This window comes from Sphingomonas sp. LaA6.9 (genome assembly GCF_022601895.1).
GTDB lineage: Bacteria > Pseudomonadota > Alphaproteobacteria > Sphingomonadales > Sphingomonadaceae > Sphingobium_A.
The window spans coordinates 22,717-34,490 of the sequence record NZ_JAKVIO010000019.1 but is presented as its reverse complement, the minus strand read 5'-3'; the positions used below and the strand labels follow the sequence as shown (position 1 = coordinate 34,490).

Genomic DNA, 11,774 nt, shown 5'->3' with positions numbered 1-11,774 from the left:
TCAGAAACGTGCTGAGCAGCTCGCCGGTGCCAGCCAATGTTCCAATTCGGCTTCTCGACGCGGCGCAGTCCCAGGGCCATTGCGACTGCGCCTCAGGCAAAGAGCAAGAGAGCTCCCGCGAGCAACTTTGCGTTCTCCCCGTCCAGGAGGATAGCAAAAGTGGTGGACGCACTTGAACTCGAACCCGATCACCATCGGAGAAAACTGTCCAATCAGGACAAATATGTCCTCAAACTCACCCTTCCTCGATGCCTTGATCCGTCCCGGATTATATTCGGCATCGTTCCAGTATCGCAATGACAGGGGGTCAGTTCTTCACTTCGCCCAAGGGGGCAAATCCTCGGTTCGTATGACAGCGGCAGGCCGTCCCGTTCGCTCAATGAAGCAAGCAGGGCGTGGATTGGCTCAGCATTCGCGTTGTAGGCGGCATGGGCTTCATCGTGATTGCGGTGAGAAAGGCGCAGGTCGATCTTGGAGACGAGCGTTTCTTCGGCATCGGTTAGCGGAATGCGATACTTGCCATGTCATCCTTTCATCCACCTCGAGCATAGGCGATGTATCCTTTTCGATGCTGCCCTGCGCTGCCAGAGAGACGATGACCAGCTTATGGCCAGAGCCGGCAATCTTCACAATCGCTTGGCAAAAAGTAGATTGGGTGCACCGTAGGTGACATGTGACAAAACCCCTGTGATAACGATGACTTTGGTTTCGATGCCGTTCATTCGGGAAACTTTGCTTGATTGAAGGAAATGGGGGCGGCGCGCCGATCAATCGGCATTCCGTAGGGAGACCGTCACGCCGTCGGGATGGTCGAACTGCGACAGATCGCCGCTGACCTGCCCGAGGATGACGATGCCCGGTGCGGGAACGCGCCCTTCGTCGTAGTAAATGACGAAATCGCGGTCCTCCCACAGGCCAAGCGTGCCGACCGAGAAGTCGGTTTGTCGTTCGCCATCGGGCAAGGACGAAGGGAGCTCGCCGGTCTTCTCCTGGCGAAGATGGTCGCGCATCTTGATGCGGAGCGGCAGCATCCTGGCGAGCGCTCGGGCAGCGTCATTGTCAGCAAGCCGGGCGCGGAACTGACCGTTGTCGGTCGTGATCAGTATCTCGGTCTTGGACATGGCGGTTCCTTTCGTTTCTCGGCTTCCAGGCTCGCGGGCCTGTCCAACCGTCGGCCCGCCATTCGAGGTTGCGGTTTCGCTGCGCGGACTGGTGGACTCGGCAGGCGCGCTGCATGCGCCCAGCGCCAGCACGGCGACCAGCGCACTCGCCGGGTGCATCACGCCGATCCGGCGCTGTAAATTTCATCCGGCACGTGCTCCATCCACTCGACGGGCGAGCCGTTCTCGGCTTCCTGGATCGCGATGTGAGCCATTGCGGTCGTCGGCGTCGCGCCATGCCAGTGGCGCACGTCGGGCGGACACCAGACGACATCGCCAGCACGGATCGCCTCGATCGGCCCGCCGTCGACCTGCGTCCAGCCGCTTCCTTCGAGGACGACCAGTCGCTGCCCAAGAGGATGCTTGTGCCATGCCGTGCGGGCGCCCGGCTCGAAGCGCACATGCGCCGCGCCGACCTGCGATTGGCCCTTGGGATTGAACAGGGGCCTGATCGTCACATCGCCGGTGAACAGATCGGTCGGGCCAGGCGTCGGCGACCGCGCCGCGCTCCGGCTCACTTCCATCGCGCCTGCGTCACCCGCACGACCGGCAACGTCTGCCGTCTGGTTCGTTGCCGGCGCGGCCTGCTGTTCGGACTCAGACGCACAGGCCAGCAACGGAAGCGCGCATGCAGCTGCTATCAGGATCTTCATTACTGGTCTCCGGCAAGGTGCTGTTGGAAGAAGGTCGTGAACCGGTCGAACGGGATCACATCGACCCGGTCATACAGGTCGGTGTGGTTCGCCCCGGGAACGATCACGAGTTCCTTGGGCTCGGCCGCCGCGGCGTATGCCGTCTCGCTGAAATAGCGTGAATGCGCATTTTCGCCGTGCACGAACAGGATCGGCCGGGGCGCGATCTCCTTGATGTAAGTCAGGATTGGCAGGTTCATGAACGACAGCGGATTGGTGATCGTCCACGACCCGTTCGAGTTGACCGACCGCTTATGGAAGCCGCGCGGGGTCTTGTAATAGGCATGATAGTCGACGAGGAACTGCGCCTCGCCGCCCTTCAATTCGTTCATGGGGGGACCATAGGTGGGCGCGCCGTTCGCGGCGTCTTCCCAGCGCTGGCGGCTCAACAGTTCGAGCGTTTGCGTGCGCTGGGCGGGCGTCACGCTATCATTATAGCCCCGCGACATTACCCGGGTCATGTCGTACATCGTGCTGACGGCGACGGCCTTGACCCGCTTGTCGACCGCGACGGCGTTCAGCGCGAACCCGCCCCAGCCGCAGATGCCGAGAATGCCGAGCCGCTCGCGATCGACCGAGGCATGACGCCCGAGATAATCGATCGCGGCGCTGAAATCCTCGGTGTTGATGTCGGGCGAGGCGACATTGCGCGGCACACCGCCGCTCTCACCGGTGTACGACGGATCGAACGCCAGGGTTACAAAGCCGCGCTCGGCCATGGTCTGCGCGTACAGCCCGGAGGATTGCTCCTTCACGGCGCCGAACGGGCCGCCCACAGCGATGGCGGGCAACCGCCGGTTACCGCGGTCCTTGGGCAGGTAGAGATCACCGACGAGGGTGATGCCGTAGCGATTGGTGAACGTCACCTTCTGGTGATCGACCTTGTCGCTCTTGGGGAAGACCTTGTCCCAGGTCTGGGTGAGTTGCATGGCGGTTCTATTGGGTTGGCTCGTGCCGGATTGAGCGAGCGCGGGCTGTGCAAAGCCGAAAGCGAGCGCGGCGGCGGCAAGGAGCGTTCCGTCCTTGAGTAACCGTCGGCTTGGCGATTTGCGGGCAAAAAAGGCATGGTGCATCGATACGCTCCGGTTCAAAATGCTGCGGTGGTGACGTGACGAGGGGCGTCCAGGCCGGGTTCGGCGCGCGGGCGGCGAGGACAGCGGCCAGAGCCGAGCCGGCCAGAAGCGCGGCGCTGGCAAGGAAGGTGGACTGGTAACCCCACCGGTCGAACAGCATCCCCCCAGCCGAAGCCCCCAAGGTTATCGCGAGCTGAACGACAGCAACCATCAGCCCCCCGCCGGCTTCGGCTTCGTCGGGCAAGGCCTTGCTGACCCAGGTCCACCAGGCCACCGGTGCCGCGGTGCCGATCGCGCCCCACAGCACGAGCAAGATCGCCACGCTTGTCGCGGACTGACCAACGGCGACCAGTGCCGCTGCGATCGCTGCCATCACCAGCGGCATGCCGATGAGCAGTCCGAAAAGCGAATGCCTTAGCGCGACGCCAATGGCGTAGGTTCCGGCAAGACCCGCAAGGCCAAGACCAAGCAGCATCAGCGAGAGCGTCGTGACATTAACCCCGGTAATAGTCTCTAGGAATGGGCGCAGATAGGTGAACAGCGCGAACTGGCCCATGAAGAACAGCGCCACCGCGAGCATGCCGAGCGGCACCTGCGGCCGGCGGAGGGCCTGAAACGCAGCCATGCCGCTGGCGCGCTCGCGACTGGGCATCTTCGGAAGGGACGTGAACAGCCAGACGAAGGTGACTGCTGCGAGCGGAACGACGAAGAAAAACGCACCGCGCCAGCCGATATACTGGCCCAGATAGCTGCCGAGCGGTGCTGCGATCGTGGTCGCCAGCGCATTGCCGCCGTTGAGCAGGGCCAAGGCACGGGGCACTGCCTCCTCGGGCACCAGGCGCATGACGGTGGCGGTCGACATCGACCAGAAGCCGCCGATGACTACCCCTAGCAGTGCCCGGCCGATCATGAAGATCAGATAGTTGGGCCCCCCCGCGACGATAACGCCCGAGACGATCATGGCGGCGGTCAGCGCCAGCAGAAGGATGCGTCGATCGATCCCGCGACTGGCGGAGGCGATGAACAAGCTCGTGATGACGGCAAAGATGCCCGACACCGCGATTCCTTGGCCGGCATGGCCTTCGGTGATGTGCAGGCTCGACGCGATCGGGGTGAGCAGGCTGACGGGCAGGAACTCCGACGCGATCAGCGTCGAAACGCAGAGCGTCAGCGCGAACACGGCCGGCCATCCGCCGCCCGGGGCGTGGCTTTCCGAACGTTGGGGCGCCGGAATATTAGGTTGAGCTATTTCCATGCAGCCTAGTTAGGCCATCCACATCGTGCGGATTAGCCGCTATGATCGGCATGCGGCTGTGAGCAGGATTCATCGATGCATCGCGAAACCATGGCGGACCTGGTGGCCTTTCTGGCAGTGGCGCGAGAGCGCAGCTTCACCCGCGCGGCTGCCAAGCTGGGCGTCTCACCGTCTGCTCTCAGCCATACCATCCGCAAACTCGAGGAGCGGCTTGGCGTACGCTTGCTAACCCGAACGAGCCGCAGCGTCTCGACGACCGAGCCTGGCGAGCGCCTGCTCGAACGTGTCGGCCCGCACTTCGATAAGGTTGCCGACGAACTCGACGGCCTGACCGAACTGCGAGACAAGCCTGCTGGCACGTTGCGGATCACCACGGGAGACCAGCCTGCCGAGAGCATCCTGCTACCAGCCTTGGCGAAGCTCCTCCCGCTCTACCCGGACCTTTCCGTCGAACTGATGATCGACAACGGCTTCGTCGATATCGTAGCCGAGCGTTTCGACGCAGGCGTTCGCTTGGGCGAAACTCTGGCGCAGGACATGATCGCGGTACCCATCGGTCCGGACATGCAGATGGCGATCGCCGCGTCGCCCGAATATCTGGACACCCACGGCACGCCTCAGACACCCGATGACCTGGCCAATCACAATTGCATCAACTTGCGGCACCAGGCGAGGGGCGGAAACTCGGTCTGGGACCTCGAACGGGACGGCCGTCCTGTAAACGTGCGTGTGGAAGGGCAACTGGTCGTCAACGGCATCGCCATTGTCCGTCAGGCCGCCGTCGATGGCCTCGGTCTTTGCTATTTGCCGCGCGACTATTTGCAGGATCAGCTTGACGCGGGATCTCTCGTGCAGGTGCTCGAAGAATGGTGCCCCCCGTTCCCAGGCTATCACCTCTACTATCCAAGCCGCCGCCAGCAGTCGCCAGCCCTGGCGGCGTTCATTGCTACCGTACGACACAAGCGCTGATCCGCCGCCTGGCGAAGATGGCGAGTGGAAATACCAACAACAGGTTCGTGCCGCCAATCGAGGTGAAGGGCACCGTCCGAAAACACTACTGGAAGCGGTGGCGCGCCATTCCCCGGGCCTTCCAACTCCATGCTGAACGGCGGAACGGAGTCAGATGCGGCGCGGTTGCTTTCAGGCGAAAGCCAAAATAGCTGGAATGTTCGTTATTGGGGCGCCATGCTGCCCGGCAGCTGTTAAACTTGCGAATGGCTGGATTCCGCGCGAGCGGACATTCCCGGCTCCGCATCGGAACGGCGTATGTTGGTCGGCTGCTGCCGCTCCCCCGCAGGCCAAGGCTGCGCCCAGAGCCGCCGACATTTCGGCCGTTCAAGCCTTCATCCAGGCCACGTAATAGCTGTCATCCATTCATCAAGCTCTGACGCGACGCTCCCACAATTTACGGTGGACACGGCCGCAGTGACGTGCGGGTAGCACCTACGGTGTCACATAAGTTGGGCACAGCGTGCAGTTTTCTGTAAGGGGCTCTCCTTCCCCAGCGACCAACGACGAGACAGAGATAGATTTGATGCGAGGATTCAAGGAACCGGGCTTCAACGACCGGGTTGCTGCCGCAAACAGCGCCAAGGCCAAGGCTCTGGAGATGCTGAAGAACAAGCCAAAGCCAGCGGCCGGTCTGCTTCTTGGGACCAAAACGCGGATTGCGGAATTTCAGTGTATCTCCGATCGATGACGAATTGCAGGCGGCCGTCTCCGGCTCCAACGTCTCTATTCGCGCATCGCGTGGAAAGTCGCACGCGTCAGCGGGGCGAGCAGATATGCGAGCGCCGTTCGCTCGCCGGTCTTTATGAGAACCTCCGCCGGAAGACCCGGTTTCAACAGCGACTTTGGGAGCTTTGTGGCCTCATTGTCCGGTATCGAAATCGCGGCCTCGAAATAACTCTCGCCGGTCCGACTGTCTGTCAGCGCGTCGGCGGACAGTTTTAGTACCTTGCCCTCCAGCATCGGCGCGGAGCGGGTGCCAGCAGCGTCGAAGCGAATGAAAGCCGGTTGATCGATCCGGACATCATCGGCGTGTATCGGTGATATCCGTGCGCTGACCACTAGCCGATCGGCTTCCGGCACGATGTCGAGAAGCGCCTCGCCAGGGCGAATGACGCCGCCGATCGTAGATAGCTGCAAGCCGACAACGGTTCCGGCAATTGGCGCGCGAATTTCGGTTCGCGCGAGGACTTCACGTGCGACCGCAAGCTTGTCGATAGCCTGCACCAGTTCGTTCCGGATTTCGCGCAACGCATTGGCTGCATCAGTGCTTGCCTCGCGATCAACCTGCCGGGTTTCTATCTGTGATTCCAACGCTTGTGATCTGAGCCGTTCAGCTTCGGAGCCGAGCGCCGAGCGATCCCCCCGCGTTTGCGCAATGGCACGCTGCAGCGCAAGTATCCGCCCCTTTGTGACATAGCCCTTTTCAAACAATGCCTGCAGATCGCGAAGTTCGCTCTCCATGAGTGCGATCTGGGTTTCCCTCGCATTCACCTGCGCGCTGGCGCCCGCCACCTCGCTTCCGAATTGCCGGGACTTCTGCGCAAGCTGCGACTTGCGACCCGACGCATTGCTGCGCCGTGCCTTGAAGGCCGTGCGCTGGGCTTCGAGTATCAGTGCCACATCGGGATCATTGGAGCGTGCCAACAGGTCTCCGGGAAAAGCTACTTGCGCGGTCGCCGAGAGTTCCGCAAGCCGCACCGCCTCCTCTGCCCTGAGCGAATCCACCTGCGCCTGAAGCACCTTCACATTGAGCCGCGCCTCGTTGTCGTTGAGACGGATGAGCAAATCGCCCGCACGCACCCGTGAGCCTTCGCGCACGGCAACCGTCTGGACGATTCCGCCATCCATATGCTGGAGCGTTTTCCGCCTGTTTTCGATCGCCAACTGGCCTGGGGCGACCGCGCCACTAGCTATGGGCACGAATACAGACCACGCCGAGATGAGAACCAGCGCAGCGGTGCACCCGATCGCGAGACGCCTGATAACCTTCGAAGGGGCCGCGGCAAGGCTCTCGGCCAGCGCCAGCCTCTCTGTCGCGCTGACCACGGTCATGCGGGTATCCTCCTTGCCGCGCCGGGAACGACATGCGGCAGTATCTCCGCAGAGGGGCCGAATTTCTGGACGCGGCCATCGGCAAGGACCAGGACCTTGTCGAGACCGGTTATCATCGAAGGGCGGTGCGCAACTACCAGCACTGTTGCCTTGCGCGCTCTCAAACTTTTAATCGCATTCGCCAGCGCCAGTTCGCCGTCGCGATCGAGACCGGTATCGGGCTCGTCGAGCACCAGCAACGCAGGTGTGCCGTAAAGCGCACGCGCCAACCCGATACGCTGTTTCTGACCGGCGGAAAGCGCGAATCCGGGTCCGCCGACGACTGTGTCATACCCTTTGGGCTGAGCGAGGATCATCTGGTGTGCTCCCGCCTCGATCGCCGCTGCCACCACCGCCTCAGGATCGTCAGCGCCAAAACGCCTGATATTCTCGGCGATGGTACCGGGCGCCAGATCCAAGCTCTGCGGAACATACCCAATATGGGGGCCAAGCTGATCTGGATCGAGAAGCGACAGGTCCGCGCCGTCGAGCCTGACGACACCCTGGCTGACCGGCCAAACACCGAGCAAAACGCGCGCCAGGGTCGACTTTCCCGAGCCCGAGGGGCCGATGATCCCAAGCGACTCCCCTGCTTCGAGAGTCAGCGATACACCCTTCAATATTGCGATACTGCCGCCCGGTGCGCCGGCAACAACGCCGCTCATAGAAATCGCACCTGTCGGCGCGGGGAGCGACATCGGTGAAGTGCCCTCCTCCTCGGCCGTTGCAGCAAGGCCGCCAAGGCGCGCCCACGCCCCGCGTACCTCGAACAGGGTTCGCCAAGTCCCGACAAGCTGGTCGATCGGGGCGAACGCTTTCGAAAACAGGATCGATGCGGCGATGATCGCGCCCATGCTGACCGACCCTCTGAGCGCGAGAAACGCGGCAAGCGCAATGACGAGAATCTGGCTTGCCTGGCGGATGCCTTTGATGACCGAGGTTATGCTCCCGGTCGTCGCAGAGGCCAGCATCTGCGCGGTAATCGCACTGCGATTGGCCGCGGCCGAGCGGGCGTCTGCGCGCGAAGCGAATCCCATGGCCATGCCCGGCTCGATATCGCGAAGATGCGCCTCAGCGGTGTCGCGCGCCTTTCTGAATTCCTCGAAGGAGATGTCAGTCGTTCGCGCCATCGCGGATCGCTGGGCAAAAGCCAGCAATCCTAGTCCGATGATGAAAGCAATGGTCAGTACGCCGAGCGCCTCATGAACGACAAAGAGCGCGAGCACGAACAGCGGCACGAACACCAGATCGAACAATGCGCCTGGCGTGGCGCTAGCGAGGAAACCGCGAACCATTTCCAGATCATCGAGCGGCCGGGCGCGACGGCCCGAACCGCCCGCCAAAGCGCAGCGCCGACAAGCCGCAAACACGCGTGCTTCAAGCTCTGCATAAACTGTCGCGCTGGCCTTGGCGAAGATGAGGTTGCGAAGCAGATCGAACCCGGCAAGCAAGGCGATGACCAGCAACGTCACGAGCGTCACCGCTACGAGCGTTGCTAAGCTGCGCGAAGACAGGACCCGATCATAGACTTGGATGAAATATAGTGGCGTGACGAGAGAGAGCAGGTTGATCGCAAGGCTGGCGCCGATCGCCGCCCGCGCCGCAGTCTTGATTTGCATCAACTCTCTCATGCCGCTCATCGCGCCCCCCTTGGATCGCTCAGATCACAACGAAATCGGTGTTGGTAATCGCAAGGCCGGTTCCCAGCGTCGCAAGATGGATCGCCGCGCCTGCGCCATTGCCATCGGCATCATAGTAGAGCTTGCCATCGACAGGATTGTAGATGATCCGGTCGTCAGCATCATGAGCAGCGCCCCCCGCGTAGAATGCGGCGCTGTTCAGTGTGCCCAAAGTCGTGAGCGCCGAGAAGCCGTCTGCGCCACTGTTCTCGAGACGGATCGTGTCGTCGACCACCGAGAAATCGGTGATCATATCGACACCGTCGCTCTTGGTCAGGAAGACGAAGAAGTCGGCGCCCGCACCTCCATATAGCGTGTCGTTTCCGGCGTCGCCATTGAGCTGGTCGGCCCCGCCCTGACCGAACAGTGTATCGTCGCCGGTTCCACCAAAGATCACGTCAATGCCGGCACCGCCGAACAGGACATCGTCGGTCGAGGACGGCGTTCCACCCGGCAACGTATCGTCCTGATTGCCTGTCTTGCCGGTAATGATCTGGAACGTCTCGTCATAGAACATTCCTGCGGGATCGCCCGTCTGCGTAGCCCTAAGCGTCAGCGTGTAGGTTGTGCTGCCCGCAAGGTTGCCCGTCGACAGCGTGTTTCCGCTGATGGCAAAAATATTGCCGCCATTGGTCAGGCTTGTGCTCCCGTCTGCAAATGTAAAGCTGAACCCTCCGCTGTCGGTATCGGTCGCGACAATGGATGCGCTGAAGTTGAAATTGCTCACATTGTTCTGCGTCACGCTCGCGGGATTGACCACAAGATCGATGTCGGTCGGCGCCTGTCTGATCGGACCATCGTCCGCCCCCGTCAGGTTGACGCTGTAGGTCTGGGCGACCAGTGCGCCATCACCGTCGCTCACCGTCACGCTGAAGCTGTCGACGGGCGCGTCGCCCGCGTCGAGCGCCTCGATCGCCGCGGCGTTCTTCACATAGACATAGCCGCCCGTCGCGGTCGTCACCGTCAGCGTACCGAAGCTGCCGACATAGCTCACCGTGCCGTCGCCATGGTCGGTGCCGCCCACAATGCCATAGACGAGCGTGTCGCCCGCATCGACATCGGCGCCCGCCAGCGTTCCCGACAGCCCCGCATCGAGTGTCGCGCTGCTCTGGTCGACCTCGGCCACCGAGCCCGGCGCCACCGGCGCCAGTGTCGGAGCATCGTCTGCCCCCGTCAGGTTGATGCTATAGGTCTGCGCCACTGGTGCGCCATCGCCATCGCTCACCGTCACGCTGAAGCTGTCGACCGACGTGTCGCCGGTATCGAGCGCCTCGATCGCCGCGGCGTTCTTCACATAGACATAGCCGCCCGTCGCGGTCGTCACCGTCAGCGTGCCGAAGCTGCCGACATAGCTCACCGTGCCGTCGCCATTGTCGGTGCCGCCCACAATGCCATAGACGAGCGTCTCGCCCGCATCGACATCGGCGCCCACCAGCGTCCCCGACAGCCCCGCATCGAGCGTCGCGCCGCTCTGATCAACCTCGGCCACCGACCCCGGCGCCACCGGCGCCAAGGTCGGGGTATCGTCCGCCCCCGTCAGGTTGATGCTATAGGTCTGCGCCACCGGCGCACCGTCGCCATCGCTCACCGTCACGCTGAAGCTGTCGACCGGCGTGTCGCCGGTATCGAGCGCCTCGATCGCCGCGGCGTTCTTCACATAGACATAGCCGCCCGTCGCGGTGGTCACCGTCAGCGTGCCGAAGCCGCCGACATAGCTCACCGTGCCGTCGCCATTGTCGGTGCCGCCCGCAATGCCATAGACGAGCGTCTCGCCGGCATCGACATCGGCGCCCACCAGCGTTCCCGACAGCCCCGCATCGAGCGTCGCGCTGCTCTGGTCGACCTCGGCCACCGACCCCGGTGCCACCGGCGCCAGCGTCGGGGCATCATTTGCTCCATGGAGCGTGATCGTTACCGTGCTCTCGGCCCGTGCTCCATGCTCGTCTTCAACATAGACGTTGAAGGTCACAATCTCGGTGGTTTTGAGCGCATTGATGGCAGCATCGTCGGGATCGAAGCTCCAGGTGCCATCTGCTCCAACCGTCAGCGCACCATATGGGCTTTCTCCGGTTTCGCTGCCCACAAATCCATAATGAAGCACGGCATTGTGATCGACGTCATGTCCCGGAAGCTGCCCGCCGATGGGCGAGAAGTCGTCGTTGAATTCGGTGTCGAAAAAGAGTCCGGTAGTAGCCGCGAGCGTTGGCGCGTCGTTTTCGCCCGTGATCTCGATCGTGACCTTCGCGGTGCTCAGCGCGCCGTTGGCCATGCGGGCCGTGTAATAGAAGGTGGTCATGATGGACTCACCTTCCGCAAGGCTGCCGATCTCGCCCAATATGCTGCTGAGATCAAAGCCGACCGTGCCATCGGCATTCAGCGTCAGAACACCCTGATATGTGTTGCCATGAAAGTCGACGTTGAAGCTGTCGGTGCTTCCAACGCTCTCCTGAGGCAAATAGCCGGTGCCGGTTGGCGCCGTGCTCGATACGGCCCAGAGGTGCGCGGATCCGGGGTCATTGCCCAGCACATTCAGCGAACCGACAAGGCTTCCGTCCTCACTGAGCCACTCCAGACCCGAACCGCTGAAGCTGTCATCCTTTGCGGCGTTGTTGGTGATCGCGACCTTTATGGTCGTTTTCGCTGGTACCGTCGGCATTTACCCCACCCTCGCTCACGCCCCGGATGGATTGCCTGCACCAGCAGACTTCCAAACGAGGTTCCCCTAAAGACGGCGAGCGTGCCTTTGGGTAAAAACTTAGTAAATATAACTGAGGGTATATGTCTTCCGTGCGTCCCAATTTTGACCATTAACG

9 protein-coding genes are annotated in these 11,774 nt (G+C 62.3%); 2 read left to right on the top strand and 7 right to left on the bottom strand.

The features are described from left to right. Positions 1 to 767: 767 nt before the first annotated feature. The 4 genes from MKI88_RS11130 to MKI88_RS11115 form a co-directional block, all read right to left on the bottom strand. Positions 768 to 1,121, bottom strand: coding sequence for a cyclophilin-like fold protein (locus MKI88_RS11130; RefSeq protein WP_241631454.1), 354 nt, complete (start codon positions 1,119 to 1,121; stop codon positions 768 to 770). Between the two features lie 158 nt (positions 1,122 to 1,279). Beyond that, positions 1,280 to 1,813: a cupin domain-containing protein gene (locus MKI88_RS11125; RefSeq protein ID WP_241631453.1), complete on the bottom strand. Its 534-nt coding sequence runs from the start codon at positions 1,811 to 1,813 to the stop codon at positions 1,280 to 1,282. Then, the gene (locus tag MKI88_RS11120; RefSeq protein ID WP_241631452.1) at positions 1,813 to 2,781 is read right to left on the bottom strand and encodes an alpha/beta hydrolase; all 969 of its coding nucleotides are present in this window, start codon (positions 2,779 to 2,781) and stop codon (positions 1,813 to 1,815) included. The genes MKI88_RS11125 and MKI88_RS11120 overlap by 1 nt, the downstream gene beginning before the upstream one ends. 7 nt (positions 2,782 to 2,788) lie before the next feature. Further along, entirely contained in the window at positions 2,789 to 4,105 is a 1,317-nt protein-coding gene (locus MKI88_RS11115) for an MFS transporter (RefSeq protein ID WP_241631451.1), read from the bottom strand. A 150-nt stretch (positions 4,106 to 4,255) separates the two neighbouring features. Between MKI88_RS11115 and MKI88_RS11110 the strand changes: the two genes are divergently transcribed. Next, positions 4,256 to 5,149 (top strand): LysR family transcriptional regulator, encoded by an 894-nt coding sequence (locus tag MKI88_RS11110; protein WP_241631450.1) that lies wholly within the window; start codon positions 4,256 to 4,258, stop codon positions 5,147 to 5,149. 565 nt (positions 5,150 to 5,714) lie between these two features. Then, entirely contained in the window at positions 5,715 to 5,879 is a 165-nt protein-coding gene (locus MKI88_RS11105) for a DUF6481 family protein (protein ID WP_241631449.1), read from the top strand. Between the two features lie 35 nt (positions 5,880 to 5,914). Here MKI88_RS11105 and MKI88_RS11100 read toward each other — a convergent pair whose 3' ends face one another. Genes MKI88_RS11100 through MKI88_RS11090 form a run of 3 tightly spaced genes read right to left on the bottom strand, consistent with a single transcriptional unit; the run spans position 5,915 to position 11,617 of the window. Beyond that, positions 5,915 to 7,243, bottom strand: a complete 1,329-nt coding sequence (locus tag MKI88_RS11100; RefSeq protein ID WP_241631448.1) for an HlyD family type I secretion periplasmic adaptor subunit — start codon at positions 7,241 to 7,243, stop codon at positions 5,915 to 5,917. Beyond that, positions 7,240 to 8,901: a type I secretion system permease/ATPase gene (locus tag MKI88_RS11095; protein ID WP_241631447.1), complete on the bottom strand. Its 1,662-nt coding sequence runs from the start codon at positions 8,899 to 8,901 to the stop codon at positions 7,240 to 7,242. The genes MKI88_RS11100 and MKI88_RS11095 overlap by 4 nt, the downstream gene beginning before the upstream one ends. Positions 8,902 to 8,941: 40 nt before the next feature. Continuing rightward, positions 8,942 to 11,617 carry a VCBS domain-containing protein gene (locus MKI88_RS11090; RefSeq protein WP_241631446.1) on the bottom strand — a complete coding sequence of 892 codons (2,676 nt, stop codon included), beginning with the start codon at positions 11,615 to 11,617 and terminating at the stop codon, positions 8,942 to 8,944. Between the last annotated feature and the right edge of the window lie 157 nt (positions 11,618 to 11,774).